This is a genomic window from Agrobacterium sp. CNPSo 3708 (genome assembly GCF_028674915.1).
GTDB classification, from domain to species: Bacteria; Pseudomonadota; Alphaproteobacteria; order Rhizobiales; family Rhizobiaceae; genus Agrobacterium; species Agrobacterium cavarae.
The window spans coordinates 94,496-113,832 of the sequence record NZ_JAQZSF010000008.1 but is presented as its reverse complement, the minus strand read 5'-3'; the positions used below and the strand labels follow the sequence as shown (position 1 = coordinate 113,832).

Sequence of the window (19,337 nt, the reverse complement as noted above, 5' to 3'; positions counted from 1 at the left end):
CCTTCTACTCTGTAAAACGGGGTGAGGGAGGTCCGCTTCCGCACGATGTGGCGATAAGGTTGAACCTCTCGGTGGTCCACAACAGAGTTGATGACCACCGAGAGGTTTTCGCTCCGGGACGCACAAGGACGTTCTTAACCGTTGAAACGATGCATCATGCTTTCCGACGATCGATTTCGATTTCAAAGGCTTATGCCGTTGCAATAGACGGCGTCACGCGTCCACGACGTGACGCTCCACTTTGGCAAGAGCAGTTTCTAGCTCGGCTGCGGTCATTCGCACGCAATAGGCTGGTGTGCCGCGTTCAAAACGCCAGCCTTCGGCCAAACCACCTGCATCCACTGCCTCGAATCCGAACTGGTCATAGAGCGTTTTGGCGATCGTCTTTCCCTCTTCATTATCACCGGCGAGAGGCAGAGCCCGACGCTCGCCAGCCGCCGCGGGCAGGCCGTCCTTTTCCAGATCGTTCATGGTGATGGCGTTGAAGGCCTTGATGATCCGGGATTGCGGCAGATGCCGTGCAAGCAATTCGCTCGTTGTGATCTTGCCGTCGTCGAGTTCGACGATCTGCCCATCACGATCGGGATAATAATTGTCTGTGTCTATGACCACCTTGCCATTGAGAACTGCGACGGGCACCGAGCGGTAGGCCGCAAGGGGAATGGCGATGACGACAATGTCGCCGAATGCCGCCGCCTCATCGACCGTTCCGACCTCGCAACCTACGGCGTGACGCATACTGAACAAGGTGTGCGGTCCGCGTGAGTTGCTCAACATCACCCGATGGCCCGCGCGAACGGCTAGCTTGCCTATGGCTCTGCCGACAAAGCCCGCACCGATGATTCCAATTTTCATATCTCGTCTCCGTGTTGATGGTGAGAGAGGTTTAATTCATGTCGGATATGCGATAAATCACCATGATGAGATGACATTCCCAACCAGTAAGAGGCAATCATGGATAGGCTCACCAGCATGGCGGTTTTCGTCAAGGCGTCCGAAGTCGGATCCTTCGCCGCCGCCGCAGAGGCGATGGGCATGTCACCGCAAATGGTTGCCAAGCATGTCGTCTTTCTCGAAGACAGGCTCGGCACAACGCTTCTCCACCGCACGACGCGACGACAGAGCCTGACGGACGTCGGTCGCGCCTATTACGACCGCTGCAAGCTGGTTCTGGCAGAGGCCGAGGCGGCGGAAACGCTGGCCCAGGACATGCGGTCTCTGCCGAGCGGCGTCTTGCGGGTCAATGCGCCGATGACCTTTGGCGCTTTTAGTTTGGCACCCTTCGTCACGCGCTATCTCAGGCGATATCCGCAGATGCAAATCGATCTGACACTCAACGACCGGTTCGTCGATCCTTTGGAAGAAGGCTTCGAGGTAATGGTGCGGATCGGGGAGGTCGAGGACACCTCTCTTGTTGCACATGCACTGGCGCCCTATCGGTTGATTGCCTGCGCGTCGCCGGACTATCTAGCCAAACGCGGGACGCCGCGAACACCATCTGAATTTCAGCACCACGATTGTCTGGCCTATGCCTACTGGTCACCCTCCATCCCTTGCCGATGGCAGTTTACGCGCGCAGGGCAGGTCGAAGAAATTCAGGCGACAGGGAGAATCCGTAGCAACGACTGGAAAACGCTTCTGCATGCTGCAGTGGATGGCTATGGCATCACGCTCGGACCGGAGGGCGTCCTCAGCGGCGAAATCGCGGCTGGCAGGCTTGTGCGAGTCCTGCCCGATTACGAGGGCCCCTCCCGCCCCATGCATGTTCTCTATCCCGCAGGGCGTCGTCCCACAGTGAAAGTGAAGAGCTTCATTGACGCCATTGTCGACGAGTTCGGTTTGAAATGAGGTCGTCGATCGCGACGACCCCTTCGTCATCCGATAGATGAGGCAGCATATCTGCTGGAGGGAATTGCTGGAATTATGAGCCAAGACGGTTTGTAATCCGGCGAAAACGCCGTGTTATAAAAGGTCGCAGTGTGTCATCGACACGCGCAGATTATACAACCCAAGAATGTATGAACTACTTCATCAAACATCCAAAAAAGTAAGATTGTCACTAAAACTTTGTTTTTATTGAAGCTCAAACGTTTCAGATTGGGATTTGTTATAGACGCGACGTAAATTGCTAATGTAACTATAAGTAGTTGCTAAAGTGATGGTGAACGAAGTTCGAACAAAGGTGGTACGATCGGGCATTTGCCCTGGTGCCATATAAAAGGGCAGCGCGAGATGCAAATTTACGCATCCTTTTCTGCGCCAGGGAATTCATGCTTTACCCACTACCATCTCGATCTAGAGTTGGATCAGCCACCAAAAGGAGGATGACGATCATGGATCACGACAATTATGCCGACGAGGACATTCGTCGCATTTTGACCGACACGACAACGATCGCGCTGGTTGGCGCTTCTCCAAATTCCGCGCGCCCCAGCCATGGCGTCATGTCGTTTCTTCTTTCAAAGGGCTACAAGGTTTTCCCGGTCAATCCAGGCCATGAGGGCAAGGAAATCCTTGGGCAAAAGGTCTATGCCAAGCTCGCTGATATTCCTGAGCCCGTCGACATGGTCGATGTGTTCCGCGCATCGGAGCATCTCTCCGGCGTCATGGAAGAGGTGATCCACATGTCACCCCGCCCCAAAGTCGTCTGGGCGCAATTGGGCGTGAAGGATTATGATGCCGCGGCGAAGGGGGAGCATTACGGCGTGGAAGTGATCATGGATCGCTGCCCGGCCATTGAGCATCCTCGTCTCAATATCGAACGATAGTTAGGATAGTTCGCACTTATCTTTCGCCGTCGAAGCGATATGATCCTTTCTGTGCTCGTTTAAAAAGACAGTCGGAGGGACACCATGTCAGACCATACGCCGGGCTTTTCTACCCTTGCTATCCACGCCGGTGCGCAGCCAGACCCGACCACTGGCGCGCGCGCCACGCCGATCTACCAGACCACGGCCTACGCGTTCCGTGATTCCGACCATGCGGCAGCGCTTTTCGGCCTGAAGGAGTTCGGCAATATCTATACGCGCATCATGAACCCGACGCAGGCGGTTCTCGAAGAGCGCGTTGCAGCCCTTGAGGGCGGAACCGCGGCGCTCGCCGTGGCGTCGGGCCACGCAGCACAGTTGCTGGTCTTTCACACACTGCTGCAATCCGGAGACAACTTCGTGGCCGCCCGCCAGCTTTATGGCGGCTCGATCAACCAGTTCGGCCACTCCTTCCAAAACTTCGGCTGGCAGGTGCGCTGGGCGGATGCCGCTGATCCTGCGAACTTCGAAGCCCAAATCGATGAGAGGACGAAGGCGATCTTCATCGAGAGCCTCGCCAATCCGGGCGGCGCATTTGTCGATATCTCTGCCATTGCAGAGGTGGCGCACAGGCATGGGCTGCCGCTGATCGTCGACAACACAATGGCGAGCCCCTATCTCATTCGGCCGATCGAACACGGTGCCGACATCGTCGTCCACTCGCTGACGAAGTTTCTCGGAGGCCACGGCAACTCCATGGGCGGCATCATCGTCGATGGCGGTACGTTCGACTGGTCCGCATCGGACAAGTTTCCGGCTCTCTCGCAGCCGCGTCCGGAATATTCGGGTGTCGTCCTGCACCAGACCTTCGGCAATTTCGCCTTTGCCATTGCCACCCGCGTCCTCGGCCTTCGCGATCTCGGCCCGTCGATTTCCCCCTTCAACGCCTTCCTGATTCTCACCGGCATCGAAACGCTGCCGCTGCGCGTCCAGCGCCACTCCGACAATGCGCTTGCGGTTGCCAAATGGCTGAAGGCGCATCCGAAGATCGGTTGGGTGCATTATGCGGGGCTGGAAGACAGCGACAACCACGCTCTGCAACAACGCTTCTCGCCAAAGGGCGCGGGGTCCGTCTTCACCTTCGGTGTGAAAGGCGGATACCAGGCCGGTAAATCGCTGGTGGAAGGATTGCAGCTCTTCTCGCACCTTGCCAATATTGGCGATACCCGCTCTCTCGTCATCCACCCTGCATCGACCACCCATGCTCAGCTGACGCCCGAGCAGCAGGTTGCTGCCGGTGCAGGCCCAGACGTGGTGCGTCTCTCTATCGGCATCGAGGATGTGAAGGACATCATCGCTGACCTGGAGCAGTCGCTGGCGAAAATCTGACGACCGAAAAACTTGAGAAGTCTCAATCTGAAAGGACAAGATCGCCCATGGCCCTGACACTGAATTTCAAGCCTGACGGCGATCTTTCCACCATTCAGCCGGAGGAGGGCGCTCCGGCGCCCGACAGGCTGATTGCTGGCGATCCGAAATTCACCAGCTGGAACCTGGAGGAGGCCGAAGGCGGTCTCTATGCCGGCATCTGGCAATCGACACCCGGCAAGTGGCGGGTGGAGTATGATGAGTGGGAGTACTTCAACATTCTGGAGGGCCACTCGATTCTGACGGTGGATGGTGGAGAGCCAATTCACCTAAAAGCGGGCGATCGCCAGATCATCCGCCCAGGCTTCAAAGGCACCTGGGAAGTGGTGGAGACGACGCGAAAGGACTATGTCGTCCGGCTCTAGACCAGCCGCAGCCACAAGCGTCGTCTCCATCGCTCATCACGACATTGGCTTGCTCAGCGCAGCAGCGGCAGCTTCATGCTCTGCGACCATAGTGGCGTCATCGGCGGTCACTGTCTGCACGCTCTGACGAGCCCCGATGCGATCCATGTATCGCTGAAAAGCCGGACGGGCTTCCACAAGGCCGAACATCGTCGTCCAGGTAAGCGCGATCCCCCACAGAAGATCGGCGGCTGTGAACCGCTCGCCAAGCAGGTAGGGTCCCTTCTCCAGCTGCACTTCCAGCATGTCGATTAGCGAGTCGTAACTCGCATAGGGCGTTTCATTGAGAGAGCCCGGCTCGCGTTTCATGTAGCGGTCGTAGATGGCCGGTTCAAAGCAGCTGCCATAGATGAACAGCCAACGGACATAGGCGCCGCGATCCGGGTCGGTGAGGGAAGGGACGAGCCCGGCTTGTGGGAAGAGGTCGGCCAGATAGAGATAGATCGCGCCCTGTTCGGTGATCAGCGTATCACCGGCGCGCACCGCCGGCACCTTGCCGAGCGGGTTGATGGTCAAATACTCCGGCCGTCTTTGTTCGCCTGCCTTCATGTTCAGGACGTGCAACTCATAAGGCACGTTCAACTCCTCCAGCAAGATGCGGGCACCGGTGGCACGTGTTTGCGGTGAATAGAAGAGTGTTACTTCGTGGTTCGTCGTCATCGGTCGTCTCCCGTGCTGATTAATCTCGCGATTTCGCGATGACCAGAGATTGCGCTTTCATACCTGTCAGATCATGTCAGGTTGGATTAGACATAAATCGAGAAACAGGATTTTTTCGATGCGTGCGAGCCGATTGATCAACATCCTCACCACCCTTCAAGCGAAAGGGCTGGTGACGGCTGAGGTGCTGGCTGCGGAGAACGATGTCTCTGTGCGAACGATCTATCGCGACATCGATGCGCTTTCTCTCTCAGGTGTCCCAGTCTATAGCGAACGAGGCTCGGATGGCGGGTATCGTCTTCTTGATGGTTATCGTGTTCGCCTCAATGGGCTGACACCGTCCGAGGCGGAGGCCATGTTTCTGTCGGGTATTCCCGGCGCTGCCGCAGATCTCGGCTTGGGGGCGCTGATGGCGGGCGCGCAGAAGAAACTGACGGCCGCCTTGCCGGAGGATTTGCGTGAAAGCGCGCGACGCCTGCAGACGAAATTCTATCTTGATGCACCAACTTGGCTCGCCGAAGGTGAGCAGCCGCATTATCTGCAAGCCATTGCCGGTGCCGTCTGGAGTTCCAAGCGCATCCGCATCCGCTATCGGTCATGGACGGCTGAAAAAAAACGGGTCGCAGATCCGCTTGGCATCGTCATGAAGGGGGGTGCCTGGTACGTCGTCGCACGCGTTGAAAACACACCCCGCACCTATCGCATATCCCGCGTCCTCGATCTCATCGTGACCGATGAAGGCTTCGACTGGCCGAAGGGTTTCGATCTGGCGGCCTATTGGAACGAGAACACGAGAAGGCTCGAACTCGATCTTTATCCGAACTGGGCGACGATACGAATTTCACCCCACGGCTTGAAAGAGATCGAGCATACCGCTCCACCTTACGTCCGCGCCAATATCGGTTTCGTTGGAGAGGCCGACGAGGCTGGGTGGCAGACGGTGCGGCTGCCGGTGGCGCATAGGCATATGGCCGTCCATGAAATGTTGAAACTGGGGCCGGAGGTCGAAGTGATCGACCCGCCGGAATTGCGAGACGCCATGCGTCAAGCGATCGAAACGTTGATGCACCGTTACGCGCGGGGAGCAGACGACCTCACCAAGTGAGGTCGAGCCGTTCCAGACCGTGAAAGTGATAGACGTCCTTGACCTTCGGCTGGCTCGCCAGCGTGAGATGCGGCAAGCGCTGGAAGAGCAGAGGCAGGACGATATTCAGTTCCAGCCGCGCCAGGGGTGCGCCGATGCAGAAATGGATGCCCGCACCAAAGGAGAGGTTCGGGGCCTCGGCACGATCCGGCTTGAAGTTGAGGGGATCGCTGAATTTTAGCGGATCGAGATTGGCGGCGGCGAGGATGAGGCTGACCTTGTCGCCTCGCTCGAATTTCACGCCGTCGATTTCCACCGGCTCCAGAGCCCAGCGCTGAAAGATATGGACGGGGGCACCGATTCGAAGCGTCTCTTCCACGGTCCGTTCGGTCGTCTTCTCGTCGCCGAAGAGCGATTGAGGGTCGAGGCCGCTTTCCAGAATGACGCGCAGCGAGTTGCCGATCTGGTGGACGGTCGCTTCATGGCCGGCGTTGAGAAGGACGATTGTTGTGGAGATCAGTTCATCATCGGTCAGAAACTGACCCTTATGCTCCGTATGGATCATGTGGCTGAGCAGATCGTCCTTCGGCTCAGCCCGACGCTCGGCAATCACGCTGCGCACATAATCGGCGAATTCATTGGCCGCACGGTCGGCGGCAAGCTCGTCTTCGCGACTGCGCTTGAACATGTACATGCCGACATAGGCATGCGACCATTTGAGTAGCTGCGGCCCCATTTCCTCCGGAATCCCGATCATCCGGGCAATCATCGTCACGGGAATGATATCGGCAAAAGAGGAGAGAAGCTCCGTCTGACCGTCCTTTTCGAAGCGGTCGATAAGCCCGTGGGCGAGCGTCTCGATCTCAGGCTTCATCTTCTCCACGTGGCGGGAGACGAAGGCGCGGTTCACCAGGGTGCGAAGCCGGGTGTGTTCCGGCGGCTCGATCTCGAGCAGGGAATGACGCTCTGCCGCATCGAAATTCTGAGTGTGTTCGAGCGGCTCGGGCAGGCCAAGTTCTTCTCGTGTGGCGATGTGAAGGATCTGGCGCCCGAAGCGACGGTCACGCAACAGCGCGTTGACGTGATCATAACCGGTGAAGAACCATTGCTTCTGTTCCTCCCAGTAGAAGGTTGGACAGTGTGCGTGGAGAAGAGCGTATGTGGCGTTTGGATTGCCATAAAACGCCGGGTTACGGGCGTCGAGCGAAACGGAGCGCTGTTGCGCGTCGATGTGGATAAAGTCAGGCATCGTGTTCATGTCCAACCTCTACAGCATCGGCCCGAAAATCGGAATCGATTTTCGGAAAGCACGATGCGTAGATTCAAAAAGTTAGAGCGTCCTTTGTGCGTCCTAAAGGACGCACGGCGCTCTAGCGAAAACATAGCTGACGGGAAAGAGAGGCGAGGCTGAGAATAGACAGTCAGTTGTTACCCATCGCCGCGATGCGGTTGAGTGCCGCGACCTGCCGGTCGGCATTATTGTCGTGCGGGTCTTCACCCCGGTCATCAGCCGGGAGCACGACATTGGCAATGCCGTCATTGACGACCGTGCGATTGCGGCCTGCGGATTTCGCTGCATAGAGCGCCCGGTCCGCCATCTTCAGCATCAGATCCAGTTCCGCCTCCGCGATCGGGGCGGAGTAGATGCCGATACTCACCGTGGAGGTAAAGCTTTCCTCTCTCCCCTCGGTGGAAAGACGAGCGAAATAGACACGCACGCCATCGACGATCCTCAGCGCAGCGTTCAGGTCGTCGTGGGGCAGCAGATAGGCAAACTCTTCGCCGCCCATGCGCACGAAGATGCCCTTTTTGCCGACGATGCGATTGACGAGATCGCAGAACTGAACCAGCACCTCGTCACCGCACTGGTGACCATGGCGGTCGTTGATCTTCTTGAAATGATCGATGTCGAACAAAGCAAGCAGGAGTTGCGATGAGCGATGTTCCGGCGCCTTCCTGATCTCAGAATAGGCTTCCATCAGTCCGCGCCTGTTAAGAACGCCTGTCAGATGATCGGTTATTGAAAGACGGTGCAATCGCCGCTCATTGTCCTCCATGAACATCTTCAAGGCAATCATCATCAGCACGACGAAGCTGAAAGCGGCCGAGTAGGCGACCGGTGCTGTCAGCGGCAGCGTCTGGCCGGCAAGCGAATCGTAGGGAATGATCAGGGCTGCGGTCAGAGGACCGATCAGCGCGTGCACAACGAGGGCTACGGCAAAGATCTTGCGCGTCGTTGAGACCGGCTCTTTGGAGGTTAGCACGACGCCGGCGATGGTGACGTAACCGACTGCCGCGCAGCCATGATAGACGAGAACGCGTGCCAGCATGCTGTCGCGCACCGCCGGCAGGAACATGAAGGCCAGCCACAAAAGCGGTGGAATGAAAATCCACCCCTCGATTTTCCGCCGCTCAAGGCGAAGCAGGCCGGCGAGCCAAAAGCCGAAGGCCGAAAGCGCAAGCGTGTTGCCAACGGTGATCGTCCAGAAATCAGCGAGATAACCCCGTTGCGCCACGAGCGCAGAGCCGGCGCCCACCGCCGCAAAACCGCAGGCGAAAAACAGGTGATGTTTCTTGGAGGACGAATGAAGCCAGAGCACGGCCAGCAATGCAGCGAGAGTCGATGTTTCCAACGACCAGAGAAGCATGCCTGTTTGGGCCTGGAACACAGCGCAATCCTAGTTAAATTTCAATGAGTCGCTTCGTCTGACCGTCGAGTGTGATCGAGGAGTAAGGTCGAGAACGCCACTTCGACGTGTAGTCCTGCGACAGGTAACTTTCAACGAAAAACTCTCACGCAAAGTATCTTCCTTACGTTACGTAAAGAATTCGTCACCTCTCGTTCCGCTTAACCGCTTGTTGACCAGTCCGGCTGTTCGTCGTTGATGAGGAACCGGCGCAAGCGATGAGAGACTGGTCTGCAAGGGATTTCATCTTTAAAGCGGCGCAAGAATTGTCCTCGCTATTAAGGATATCCGCTGCCTCAGTCTTGAAGTGCCGACCAAGGACACTCTATGTAGTGAGTTGACGAATAATGATTCCGGGCGCTCGGAGCTTCCGGGCTAGAATTGGATAAAGGACGGACATGACAAATCCAGTTGATACCGCCATGGCTCTGGTGCCGATGGTCGTGGAGCAAACCAACCGCGGTGAGCGCTCCTATGACATCTACTCCCGTCTTCTCAAAGAGCGCATCATCTTCCTGACAGGTCCTGTCGAAGATCACATGGCTTCGCTCGTTTGCGCCCAGCTTCTGTTCCTCGAGGCGGAAAACCCGAAGAAGGAAATCGCGCTCTACATTAATTCCCCGGGTGGTGTCGTAACGGCCGGCATGGCAATCTATGACACGATGCAGTTCATCCGCCCTGCCGTCTCTACGCTTTGCGTTGGCCAGGCGGCCTCGATGGGCTCGCTGCTTCTGGCAGCCGGCGAAAAGGGAATGCGCTTTGCAACGCCCAACGCCCGCATCATGGTTCACCAGCCGTCCGGCGGCTTCCAGGGCCAGGCATCCGACATCGAGCGTCATGCCCGAGACATCATCAAGATGAAGCGTCGCCTGAACGAAGTCTATGTGAAACACACCGGCCGTACGTTGGAAGACGTTGAAAAGACGCTCGATCGCGACCATTTTATGGATGCCGGAGAAGCGAAGGACTGGGGCGTGATCGACAAGATCCTCACTTCCCGCCAGGAAATCGAAGGCGTTTCCGCGAATTAAGGCGACTGCTTGACGATGCCGGTTTATTGGCCTGATCGTAATTCTGGGCTTTAAACCGGCGAATAAAGCGATAATAGTACATATTAAGGCTATGTTGAATTTTTATGACGTAGTCTGAACCAAGCTCTCCCGAACGACGTAAAGCTTTGAGGGAGAGCATCGGAAGACATACCGGAGCACGCGTGTTCCGGGGTTTTAAGGGGAATTCGTTGCCGCCGTGCGTCAGTTCATATATCTGATACGGCTAGTACCCCGGGAACGAAGCGGATGCGAAGGCCCGAAATGGCGGTCGCATTTGCAGGCGGTAAGTTGACCGCGATCCGCTTTGCGGACCTGCGGCGTGCTGGAAGGAAAGAGATATGAGCAAAGTCAGCGGCAGCAACGGCGGCGACTCGAAAAATACACTCTATTGTTCATTCTGCGGCAAGAGCCAGCACGAAGTCCGGAAGCTGATTGCCGGGCCGACAGTGTTCATCTGCGATGAATGCGTCGAATTGTGCATGGACATCATCCGCGAGGAGAACAAGAGTTCGATGGTGAAGTCGCGTGAGGGTGTTCCCACCCCGCAGGACATCATCAAGATCCTCGATGAATACGTCATCGGCCAGAAACAGGCGAAGAAGATCCTGTCTGTCGCCGTTCACAACCATTACAAGCGCCTCGCGCACGCCTCCAAGAACGGCGATGTCGAACTGGCGAAATCGAACATCATGCTGGTTGGCCCGACCGGTTGCGGCAAGACCTATCTTGCCCAGACGCTCGCGCGCATCATCGATGTTCCCTTCACCATGGCGGACGCAACGACGCTGACCGAAGCCGGTTATGTCGGTGAAGACGTCGAAAACATCATTCTGAAGCTGCTCCAGGCTGCCGACTACAATGTCGAGCGCGCCCAGCGCGGTATCGTCTATATCGACGAAGTGGACAAGATTTCCCGCAAGTCGGACAATCCGTCCATCACGCGCGACGTATCTGGCGAAGGCGTTCAGCAGGCACTTCTGAAGATCATGGAAGGCACGGTCGCATCGGTTCCCCCGCAGGGTGGTCGCAAGCATCCGCAGCAGGAATTCCTGCAGGTGGATACGACCAACATTCTCTTCATATGCGGCGGCGCATTTGCTGGCCTCGACAAGATCATCTCCGCCCGTGGCGAGAAGACATCCATCGGCTTCGGTGCAACGGTCAAGGCAGAAGACGATCGCCGCGTTGGCGAAGTGCTGCGTGAACTGGAACCTGAAGACCTGGTCAAGTTCGGTCTCATCCCCGAATTCATCGGTCGTCTGCCGGTTCTGGCAACGCTCGAGGATCTCGATGAGGATGCGCTGATCCAGATCCTGTCCGAGCCGAAGAACGCTCTGGTCAAGCAGTACCAGCGCCTATTCGAGATGGAAGATGTTGAACTGACATTCCACGAGGACGCGCTTCGTGAAATCGCCCGTCGGGCCATCACCCGTAAGACAGGTGCCCGCGGTCTGCGCTCGATCATGGAAAAGATCCTGCTCGACACGATGTTCGACCTGCCGACGCTGGAAGGCGTCCGCGAAGTGGTGATTTCGGACGAGGTCGTCAGCGGCCTCGCTCGCCCGCTCTACATCTACGCCGATCGTCAGGACGAAAAGGCGAATGTGTCGGCCTGATTGCCAGGCTGATCGCAATCAAATGGAAAAGGCTCGCCATTGGCGGGCCTTTTTTCTGTTTTAAACCTCGAAATAGCGAATAACCGTGCCCGTATCCGATTTTGAGTTGGAGCGGATTATGCTTTGCTGATAGAGTCTTACCAGTGCTTTGTGTGATGGTGTGACGTTGTGGTGAAGGTCGCTCATCGAATCCACCTTCGCGGGCCCGGCGGGGGTGGAGAGTAAAAAGCGTATTCACGCCCATCTTTTTTTCAAAGGTATGCGGCCCCACGATAGACAGCGGGTTGCTGGTTTCCGTGACTTGAAAATGACAGTGCGAAACTCCACTTTCAGTCACGAATAAGAATATGCCGGAAACTTCCCAAGACGTCCGGCAAGCGTCCCGAATAGGGACCATGGAAAGGAAATGATATGACGAACATCACGTCTGCTGCATCTGGCGGTACCTATCCCGTACTTCCTCTGCGCGACATTGTCGTTTTCCCACATATGATCGTTCCATTGTTTGTCGGACGCGAAAAGTCCATTCGCGCATTGGAAGAGGTCATGGGCTCCGACAGACAGATCATGCTTGTCACCCAGATCAACGCGAGCGATGACGATCCGGATCCGTCTGCGATTCACAAAGTGGGCACGGTTGCCAACGTTCTTCAGCTCCTGAAGCTGCCCGACGGTACCGTCAAGGTTCTTGTCGAGGGCAAGGGCCGCGCACAGATCGAAGAATACACCGGCCGCGAAGACTTTTACGAAGCAACCGCAACGATTCTGGACGAGCCGGAAGAAGATGCCGTTGAGATCGAGGCCTTGTCTCGTTCCGTTGTGTCCGAGTTCGAAAGCTACGTAAAGCTCAACAAGAAGATTTCGCCGGAAGTGGTTGGCGCTGCTGGACAAATCGACGACTATTCCAAACTCGCCGATACCGTTGCCTCGCACCTCTCCATCAAGATCACCGAAAAGCAGGAAATGCTCGAAACGGTGAGCGTGAAGCAGCGCCTGGAAAAGGCTCTCGGCTTCATGGAAGGCGAAATTTCCGTTCTGCAGGTTGAGAAGCGCATCCGCTCGCGCGTCAAGCGCCAGATGGAGAAGACCCAGCGCGAATATTACCTGAACGAACAGATGAAGGCGATCCAGAAGGAACTCGGCGACGGCGAAGATGGCCGTGACGAGATGGCCGAACTGGAAGAACGCGTCGCCAAGACCAAACTCTCCAAGGAAGCCAAGGAAAAGGCCGAAGCGGAGATGAAGAAGCTTCGCCAGATGAGCCCGATGTCGGCGGAAGCCACGGTCGTGCGCAACTATCTGGACTGGCTGCTCGGTCTGCCATGGGGCAAGAAGTCCAAGGTCAAGGTTGATCTGAACGCTGCCGAGCAGGTTCTGGATCTGGACCACTTTGGTCTCGACAAGGTCAAGGAACGTATCGTCGAATATCTGGCCGTACAGGCCCGTGCGACGAAGATCCGTGGACCGATCCTGTGCCTCGTTGGTCCTCCAGGCGTCGGTAAGACCTCGCTTGCGAAGTCCATCGCCAAGGCAACTGGTCGCGAATATGTTCGCATGGCGCTTGGTGGCGTTCGCGACGAAGCGGAAATCCGCGGTCACCGCCGGACCTATATCGGCTCCATGCCGGGCAAGATTGTCCAGTCGATGAAGAAGGCCAAGAAGGCGAACCCGCTCTTCCTGCTCGATGAAATCGACAAGATGGGCATGGATTTCCGTGGCGACCCATCGTCGGCTCTGCTCGAGGTGCTGGATCCGGAACAGAACTCCACCTTCATGGATCACTACCTGGAAGTGGAATACGATCTGTCCGACGTCATGTTCGTGACAACCGCCAACACGCTCAACATTCCTGGTCCGCTGATGGACCGTATGGAAGTGATCCGTATTGCCGGTTACACCGAAGACGAAAAGCGCGAGATCGCCAAGCGGCACCTGCTGCCCAAGGCAATCAAGGAACATGCCCTGCGTCCGGAGGAGTTCTCCGTGACGGATGGCGCCTTGATGGCCATCATCCAGCAGTACACCCGTGAAGCCGGTGTTCGTAACTTCGAACGTGAGCTGATGAAGCTCGCCCGCAAGGCTGTCACCGAGATCATCAAGGGCAAGACCAAGTCGGTCGAAGTCACGGCTGAAAACATCAACGACTATCTAGGTGTGCCGCGCTTCCGTCACGGCGAGGCCGAGCGTGAGGATCAGGTCGGCGTCGTCACGGGTCTGGCCTGGACCGAAGTGGGTGGCGAATTGCTCACTATTGAAGGCGTGATGATGCCGGGCAAGGGTCGTATGACCGTGACCGGTAACCTGAAGGAAGTGATGAAGGAATCCATCTCGGCGGCGGCGTCCTATGTCCGTTCGCGCGCGGTCGATTTCGGCATCGAGCCTCCACGCTTCGACAAGAGCGACATCCACGTGCACGTGCCGGAAGGCGCAACACCGAAGGACGGTCCGTCTGCAGGTGTCGCCATGGCGACGGCCATCGTCTCCATCATGACAGGTATTCCTGTTTCCAAGGATGTGGCGATGACGGGCGAGATCACGCTTCGCGGCCGTGTCCTGCCAATCGGTGGACTGAAGGAAAAGCTGCTTGCAGCGCTTCGCGGCGGCATCAAGAAGGTGCTGATCCCGGAAGAGAACGCCAAGGATCTGGCGGACATTCCAGACAACGTGAAGAACGGCATGGAGATCATTCCGGTGTCCCGAATGGGTGAGGTTCTTGAGCATGCTCTGACCCGTAAACCCGAGCCGATCGAGTGGGATGGCAGCATCGAAACGCCGGTGATTGCGACTGTTGAGGGTGTTGATGACGGCGGCCAGACGATCGCACATTAAGATTTTGAGCGATCTATGATGCTAAATTAGCACAGAACTTCTGGAAGGCCGGCGGAAATGCCGGCCTTTTTTGTGAAAAAACCACGAGACCTCTTGTTTTTCAGGCGATTCCGTCGCTTTTGGGTGGCGGTGCGCGAATAGAACTCTATTCTGCGCGGACCTGATTTTGAGTCGTTTCATACCACTGAAAGGGATGGAAACATGAACAAGAACGAGCTCGTTTCCGCAGTTGCCGAGAAGGCTGGCCTGTCCAAGGCTGATGCCGCTTCTGCCGTTGACGCCGTATTTGAAACTGTACAGAACGAACTGAAGGCTGGTGGCGACATCCGTCTCGCTGGCTTCGGTAGCTTCAGCGTCAGCCACCGCAAGGCAACCAAGGGCCGCAACCCGGCGACCCGCGAAGAGGTCGATATTCCTGCTCGCAACGTCCCGAAGTTCTCTGCAGGCAAGGGCCTGAAGGACGCGGTCAACAGCTGATCCGTCCCGACCTCATCTCGCATGAGGTCAATGACAATTCGATATCCTGCAAGCCCGGCCTCCGCGCCGGGCTTTCTTTTTGACCATCTTGCGTTGTGGCTTGGCGTACCATATTTCTATTTCGCCGGTCCTTCCGGCATTCGTTCTCAGGGCGGGGTGTAATTCCCCACCGGCGGTGAGAGGGAAACCTCAAGCCCGCGAGCGCCTGTTCTTCGAAAGAGGGCAGGGTCAGCAGATCCGGTGCAACTCCGGAGCCGACGGTATAGTCCGGATGAAAGAGAATGAGGTCAGGCTGCGCTCTCATCTGCGAAAGCAGGGGGAGGCAGTGCGCGTTTCATCGTGTCCTTGCCGATGCGGTTTCCGTCGTCCTCATCTGTCCTGATTTGTGTTGGTCCTTTGGAAAAGGAAACATGACATGAATCAGAGCACTGTTTCGCTCTTCCGCTCCCGGGCCGTTCTCGGCGCCGGTTTTATGGTTCTGGCGGGTATCGCCTTTGCCGCACTCAACGTCGTCACCCAGGAGCTCGCCATGACGCTCGGCTTTCCGCCGGCATCCACGGCGTTCTGGCAATATGGTTTCGCGCTCATCCTTTCGCTGCCCTTGCTGGTTCGGCTAGGCCTGCGCGCAATGAAGACCGATTATCCCTTCCGCCACATCTTCCGTGTCCTGCTTGCCGCTTTCGGTGTTCAGGCCTGGGTGACGGGGCTGGTGACAGTGCCGATCTGGCAGGCGATCGCGCTTGTCATGACCTCGCCCTTCTTCATCATCATCGGCGCTCGGCTCTTCCTGGGTGAAACCGTCGGCCGCGACAGATGGCTTGCAACACTCACGGGCTTCATCGGCGCGATGATCATCCTGCAGCCATGGTCGGACAGCTTTACCATGGCCGCGCTGCTGCCTGTGCTTTCCGCACTGCTGTGGGGTGGATCGTCGTTGATCATGAAGAACCTCACGCATCACGAGCCGCCCGAGACGGTGACCGTCTGGCTCCTCGTCCTGCTGACGCCAATCAATGCGGGCCTCGCCGCAGCTTCTGGCTTTGCTGTTCCGGAAGGTCTTGCGCTCTGGCTGCTGCTTGCGGCAGGGCTGCTGACGGCGCTTGGGCAATATCTCCTGACGCTCGCTTACAACGCCGCTGATGCGGCCTATGTGCAGCCCTTCGACGATCTGAAGCTACCGTTGAACGTTCTTGCAGGCTGGCTGGTGTTTTGCTACGCGCCGAGCGGCTATCTCTGGCTCGGTGCCACTCTTATCCTCGTCGCGTCACTCTTCCTCATGCTGCGTGAAGCGGGCAAGGAAGCGGTGGTCGTCTCGTGACGGAAAATACAACCACACCGGGCGCGCTACGCCCGGTGCCATGGCTAAACGCCTAAGGCATCGGCCCGAAAATCGGAATCGGTGTTCGGAAAAGCACGATGCGCAGAGTCAAAGCGTGAGACGCGTCCTTTGTGGATCCAACAGGAAGCTTGTCGCGCCAAGCGCTTTGTCAGGCGTCGAAGGTGCTCTTCTCCGATGGCATTCGCCGAGGGGAGGGCACGCACAGGACTTGAGCGGCAGCAAACTGTCCACAAGGCATGTGCGAATGACCTTCGATCAGTGCGAAAACGTCTGTCGGAAAGGGCGTAGTTTTTTAAAGTGAGGTGAGTTTCATAGGCTCATCGCTGCTTGTCCTGATTCTCCGAGTCGTACTGAACCCATCGGAAAAAGAAATAAATAGGCAAGGCAATAAGCGCCAGGGTGGCGAGCGTGTGTACTGACATGGTTCATCCCATTACTCGCGTCTTCATCATGAGGACGACGAGATACTTATGGTGCGAAACCTCTTTATAATTCTTGAATCGCTTGATGAGCGAGTTGTCCGATTCTGGGACAGGGCGTGGAGCGACAAACGCGGTCTCAAACTGAGCTGGCTCAAGCATCGCCGGTTGCTCGGATCATCAGCGAGCGACACACAACAGCACCAGCAGAGCTCGACAAAGACAGCGCAACATCAAGGCTGTCGAAGAGGCAGCCATTTAAGTTTTAAGTGGTGACATCTGGGAAGAAAATGGTGGGCGATGAGAGACTCGAACTCCCGACATCCTCGGTGTAAACGAGGCGCTCTACCAACTGAGCTAATCGCCCTTCGCGTCTTGCAGATCGTGTCCGCCGCGTCGGTGGCCGTGATCTATTCGGATCGGATGGAAACCGCAAGAGCCTTTGTGAAGTTTTTTTGTTTTTTCCGATTTTTTGTCGCGGTGCAAAAGGCAAGTGATTTGGCAGCCACGCAAATTTCCTACGCTATATCAGCTCTTTACCACCCAGGGACCGACCAGCTGTTTCTGATAAACCCAACCGCCCGACGCCAGTGACCTTTTAGCCTGCGATAGCGGAGCCACCACTCTATCCTCGGATGGACCTATCTTCCTTTTCCGCGCGATGACGAGTCAGGCCCCAAGAAAATCTGGACGCGCTAAGGTCCGAAACGGCACAATGTTTGGAGGAGAAAAGGGGAGGAGCCCTCGTCATGGATTCGCGTCAAAGGAGGCGACTCGAGAATGGTCTCCAAGAGTAATAGCGCGGTCTGTGGATAAGATGTTTGAGTTGCACAATTGCGGTTGCTTCGTCGATGGCCCGGAAAGCTGGGCTTTTGGAAGCTGGTCCCATGGCAAAATGCACAAGCTTATCCTTTTGTCGTGAAAGCTGCTTGACACCCCCACACGAACGCCTTAGTTAGCCGCTCAACGAACAGCCGAGGCGGTTCGTGCAGCGAGGTGGAAGCCTCCTGTCAGGAGATGCGGGTGTAGCTCAGTCGGTTAGAGTGCCGGCCTGTCACGCCGGAGGTCGCGGGTTCGAGCCCCGTCACTCGCGCCATCCTGTCCCTCGGAACTCTACGAACGCCAAGCGTTCGTCATGCGCGGGTGTAGCTCAGTCGGTTAGAGTGCCGGCCTGTCACGCCGGAGGTCGCGGGTTCGAGCCCCGTCACTCGCGCCACTTTTTTTCTACCTCCATTGATATATCTGCGATCAGCAGGGCGCGGTTTGCACCGCAAGATTTAGTCAATTTCGCCTTACTCAACCGGTCAAATTGTTCCGCCGGAAAGTCCAGTTTTGGCTCTTCCTCGGTGTCATAAAACGTTACCGCACGGCACAAAAATATGTGACGATTTAAAAGAGCGGTTTAAACGATTTTTGTCGATGTTTCTTAAGTATTTAGCTATATGTCGAATGGTCAGAGCATCGGCTGTTTGACATTACCGTGTCTAATCCGTGGCGGGATTGGCGCGAAAAGGTGCTTAAACCCTTGCAGAGATGGCGCGGCTGCGCTAACCACTGCGGCGTTGCAACACAATTCGGCCCTGCGGAACGTCAGTTCCAAATGGGTGCCCGACGCTCGGTCGGGCAAGGAAGAGACAATGACTGAACTCCTCAGTTCCTATATTCCGATCGCAATCTTCATCGGTATCGCACTCGTCATCGGCCTGGCGCTGTTGATCGCGCCTTTCGCGGTTGCTTACAAGAATCCCGATCCTGAGAAGCTTTCCGCATTCGAATGCGGCTTCAACGCGTTTGACGACGCTCGCATGAAGTTCGACATTCGATTCTATCTCGTTTCGATCCTTTTCATCATCTTCGACCTGGAAGTCGCCTTCCTGTTCCCGTGGGCAGTCTCCTTCGGTGAAATCGGCTGGTTCGGTTTCTGGTCCATGATGGTGTTTCTGGCCGTTCTGACCATCGGCTTCATCTATGAATGGAAGAAGGGAGCGCTGGAATGGGCGTAGTTCAAAACGACTCGACGCTTATCGCGCAAAAGCCCAAGGGCATTATCGATCCATCGACCGGCAAGCCGGTCGGTAGCGATGACGCTTACTTCAGCGAAATCAATGACGAATTGGCCGACAAGGGCTTTCTCGTCACCTCGACCGACGAGCTCATCACTTGGGCGCGCACCGGCTCGCTGATGTGGATGCAGTTCGGTCTGGCCTGCTGCGCCGTCGAAGGTCTGATGCAGGCCTCCGGTCCGCGTTACGACATGGAGCGCTTCGGCGTTGCCCCGCGCGCCTCACCGCGCCAGTCGGACGTCATGATCGTTGCCGGCACGCTCACCAACAAGATGGCGCCTGCGCTACGCAAGGTCTATGACCAGATGCCGGAGCCGCGCTACGTCATCTCCATGGGCTCCTGCGCCAATGGCGGCGGCTACTATCACTATTCCTACGCCGTCGTTCGCGGTTGCGACCGTGTCGTGCCAGTCGATATTTACGTGCCGGGCTGTCCCCCCACGGCGGAAGCGCTGCTTTACGGCGTGCTTCTGCTGCAGAAGAAAATCCGCCGCACAGGCACGATCGAGCGTTAAGGGCAGAGGACTGAAGA

16 protein-coding genes, 3 tRNA genes and 1 riboswitch are annotated in these 19,337 nt (G+C 56.8%); of the genes, 14 read left to right on the top strand and 5 right to left on the bottom strand.

Translation table 11 applies throughout. The annotated features are described in order from the left end of the window. Positions 1-213: 213 nt before the first annotated feature. Positions 214-891, bottom strand: a complete 678-nt coding sequence (locus tag PVA19_RS17795) for an NADPH-dependent F420 reductase (protein ID WP_274103803.1) — start codon at positions 889-891, stop codon at positions 214-216. 63 nt (positions 892-954) lie between these two features. Here PVA19_RS17795 and PVA19_RS17790 point away from each other — a divergent pair, with 63 nt between their 5' ends. The 4 genes from PVA19_RS17790 (at position 955) to PVA19_RS17775 (ending at position 4,540) form a co-directional block, all read left to right on the top strand. After that, positions 955-1,848, top strand: a complete 894-nt coding sequence (locus PVA19_RS17790) for a LysR family transcriptional regulator (protein ID WP_274103720.1) — start codon at positions 955-957, stop codon at positions 1,846-1,848. A 485-nt stretch (positions 1,849-2,333) separates the two neighbouring features. Then, positions 2,334-2,768 carry a CoA-binding protein gene (locus PVA19_RS17785; RefSeq protein WP_274103719.1) on the top strand — a complete coding sequence of 145 codons (435 nt, stop codon included), beginning with the start codon at positions 2,334-2,336 and terminating at the stop codon, positions 2,766-2,768. A gap of 84 nt (positions 2,769-2,852) precedes the next feature. Further along, positions 2,853-4,136, top strand: coding sequence for an O-acetylhomoserine aminocarboxypropyltransferase (locus tag PVA19_RS17780; protein ID WP_274103718.1), 1,284 nt, complete (start codon positions 2,853-2,855; stop codon positions 4,134-4,136). A 47-nt stretch (positions 4,137-4,183) separates the two neighbouring features. Beyond that, entirely contained in the window at positions 4,184-4,540 is a 357-nt protein-coding gene (locus PVA19_RS17775; protein WP_130977420.1) for a cupin domain-containing protein, read from the top strand. 36 nt (positions 4,541-4,576) lie between these two features. Here the strand turns inward: PVA19_RS17775 and PVA19_RS17770 are convergent, their stop codons facing one another. Continuing rightward, positions 4,577-5,239 (bottom strand): glutathione S-transferase family protein, encoded by a 663-nt coding sequence (locus PVA19_RS17770; protein ID WP_274103717.1) that lies wholly within the window; start codon positions 5,237-5,239, stop codon positions 4,577-4,579. Positions 5,240-5,357: 118 nt separating this feature from the next. On the opposite strand from PVA19_RS17770, the gene PVA19_RS17765 reads away from it, so the two are divergent. Beyond that, positions 5,358-6,344, top strand: coding sequence for a helix-turn-helix transcriptional regulator (locus PVA19_RS17765; protein WP_274103716.1), 987 nt, complete (start codon positions 5,358-5,360; stop codon positions 6,342-6,344). Here PVA19_RS17765 and PVA19_RS17760 read toward each other — a convergent pair. After that, complete coding sequence (locus PVA19_RS17760) at positions 6,334-7,581, bottom strand: cytochrome P450 (protein ID WP_274103715.1); 1,248 nt, start codon at positions 7,579-7,581, stop codon at positions 6,334-6,336. The two genes, PVA19_RS17765 and PVA19_RS17760, sit on opposite strands and share 11 nt — an antisense overlap. A 163-nt stretch (positions 7,582-7,744) precedes the next feature. Beyond that, positions 7,745-8,992, bottom strand: coding sequence for a GGDEF domain-containing protein (locus PVA19_RS17755; protein ID WP_274103714.1), 1,248 nt, complete (start codon positions 8,990-8,992; stop codon positions 7,745-7,747). 416 nt (positions 8,993-9,408) lie between these two features. Here PVA19_RS17755 and clpP point away from each other — a divergent pair, with 416 nt between their 5' ends. The 5 genes from clpP (at position 9,409) to PVA19_RS17730 (ending at position 16,302) form a co-directional block, all read left to right on the top strand. Then, the gene (gene clpP, locus PVA19_RS17750) at positions 9,409-10,041 is read left to right on the top strand and encodes an ATP-dependent Clp endopeptidase proteolytic subunit ClpP (protein WP_062437784.1); all 633 of its coding nucleotides are present in this window, start codon (positions 9,409-9,411) and stop codon (positions 10,039-10,041) included. Positions 10,042-10,400: 359 nt separating this feature from the next. Further along, positions 10,401-11,678 carry an ATP-dependent Clp protease ATP-binding subunit ClpX gene (gene clpX / locus PVA19_RS17745; protein WP_062425546.1) on the top strand — a complete coding sequence of 426 codons (1,278 nt, stop codon included), beginning with the start codon at positions 10,401-10,403 and terminating at the stop codon, positions 11,676-11,678. A 411-nt stretch (positions 11,679-12,089) separates the two neighbouring features. Beyond that, positions 12,090-14,507 carry an endopeptidase La gene (gene lon, locus PVA19_RS17740; protein WP_274103713.1) on the top strand — a complete coding sequence of 806 codons (2,418 nt, stop codon included), beginning with the start codon at positions 12,090-12,092 and terminating at the stop codon, positions 14,505-14,507. A 201-nt stretch (positions 14,508-14,708) separates the two neighbouring features. Then, complete coding sequence (gene hupB, locus PVA19_RS17735; protein ID WP_062425544.1) at positions 14,709-14,984, top strand: DNA-binding protein HupB; 276 nt, start codon at positions 14,709-14,711, stop codon at positions 14,982-14,984. A 138-nt stretch (positions 14,985-15,122) separates the two neighbouring features. Continuing rightward, positions 15,123-15,271: riboswitch (FMN riboswitch) on the top strand. A gap of 128 nt (positions 15,272-15,399) precedes the next feature. Beyond that, complete coding sequence (locus PVA19_RS17730; RefSeq protein ID WP_274103712.1) at positions 15,400-16,302, top strand: DMT family transporter; 903 nt, start codon at positions 15,400-15,402, stop codon at positions 16,300-16,302. 731 nt (positions 16,303-17,033) lie between these two features. Here the strand turns inward: PVA19_RS17730 and PVA19_RS17725 are convergent. Continuing rightward, positions 17,034-17,109, bottom strand: a tRNA-Val gene (locus tag PVA19_RS17725). A gap of 652 nt (positions 17,110-17,761) precedes the next feature. Between PVA19_RS17725 and PVA19_RS17720 the strand changes: the two genes are divergently transcribed. From PVA19_RS17720 to PVA19_RS17705, 4 genes are all read left to right on the top strand, one after another. After that, positions 17,762-17,838: transfer RNA gene (locus tag PVA19_RS17720), tRNA-Asp, on the top strand. 43 nt (positions 17,839-17,881) lie between these two features. After that, positions 17,882-17,958, top strand: a tRNA-Asp gene (locus tag PVA19_RS17715). 421 nt (positions 17,959-18,379) lie between these two features. Then, positions 18,380-18,745, top strand: coding sequence for an NADH-quinone oxidoreductase subunit A (locus PVA19_RS17710; protein WP_062425542.1), 366 nt, complete (start codon positions 18,380-18,382; stop codon positions 18,743-18,745). Next, positions 18,736-19,320 carry a NuoB/complex I 20 kDa subunit family protein gene (locus PVA19_RS17705; protein ID WP_274103711.1) on the top strand — a complete coding sequence of 195 codons (585 nt, stop codon included), beginning with the start codon at positions 18,736-18,738 and terminating at the stop codon, positions 19,318-19,320. The genes PVA19_RS17710 and PVA19_RS17705 overlap by 10 nt, the downstream gene beginning before the upstream one ends. Positions 19,321-19,337 lie beyond the last annotated feature (17 nt).

What these genes read in the sequence shown, in the direction of transcription:
- PVA19_RS17780 (WP_274103718.1), top strand. Translation starts at nt 2,853, where the DNA reads ATGTCAGACCATACGCCGGGCTTTTCTACCCTTGCTATCCACGCCGGT.
- PVA19_RS17775 (WP_130977420.1), top strand. Translation starts at nt 4,184, where the DNA reads ATGGCCCTGACACTGAATTTCAAGCCTGACGGCGATCTTTCCACCATT.
- PVA19_RS17760 (WP_274103715.1), bottom strand. Translation starts at nt 7,581, where the DNA reads ATGAACACGATGCCTGACTTTATCCACATCGACGCGCAACAGCGCTCC.
- clpX (WP_062425546.1), top strand. Translation starts at nt 10,401, where the DNA reads ATGAGCAAAGTCAGCGGCAGCAACGGCGGCGACTCGAAAAATACACTC.
- PVA19_RS17770 (WP_274103717.1), bottom strand. Translation starts at nt 5,239, where the DNA reads ATGACGACGAACCACGAAGTAACACTCTTCTATTCACCGCAAACACGT.
- hupB (WP_062425544.1), top strand. Translation starts at nt 14,709, where the DNA reads ATGAACAAGAACGAGCTCGTTTCCGCAGTTGCCGAGAAGGCTGGCCTG.
- PVA19_RS17785 (WP_274103719.1), top strand. Translation starts at nt 2,334, where the DNA reads ATGGATCACGACAATTATGCCGACGAGGACATTCGTCGCATTTTGACC.
- PVA19_RS17730 (WP_274103712.1), top strand. Translation starts at nt 15,400, where the DNA reads ATGAATCAGAGCACTGTTTCGCTCTTCCGCTCCCGGGCCGTTCTCGGC.
- lon (WP_274103713.1), top strand. Translation starts at nt 12,090, where the DNA reads ATGACGAACATCACGTCTGCTGCATCTGGCGGTACCTATCCCGTACTT.
- PVA19_RS17765 (WP_274103716.1), top strand. Translation starts at nt 5,358, where the DNA reads ATGCGTGCGAGCCGATTGATCAACATCCTCACCACCCTTCAAGCGAAA.
- clpP (WP_062437784.1), top strand. Translation starts at nt 9,409, where the DNA reads ATGACAAATCCAGTTGATACCGCCATGGCTCTGGTGCCGATGGTCGTG.
- PVA19_RS17790 (WP_274103720.1), top strand. Translation starts at nt 955, where the DNA reads ATGGATAGGCTCACCAGCATGGCGGTTTTCGTCAAGGCGTCCGAAGTC.
- PVA19_RS17710 (WP_062425542.1), top strand. Translation starts at nt 18,380, where the DNA reads ATGACTGAACTCCTCAGTTCCTATATTCCGATCGCAATCTTCATCGGT.
- PVA19_RS17705 (WP_274103711.1), top strand. Translation starts at nt 18,736, where the DNA reads ATGGGCGTAGTTCAAAACGACTCGACGCTTATCGCGCAAAAGCCCAAG.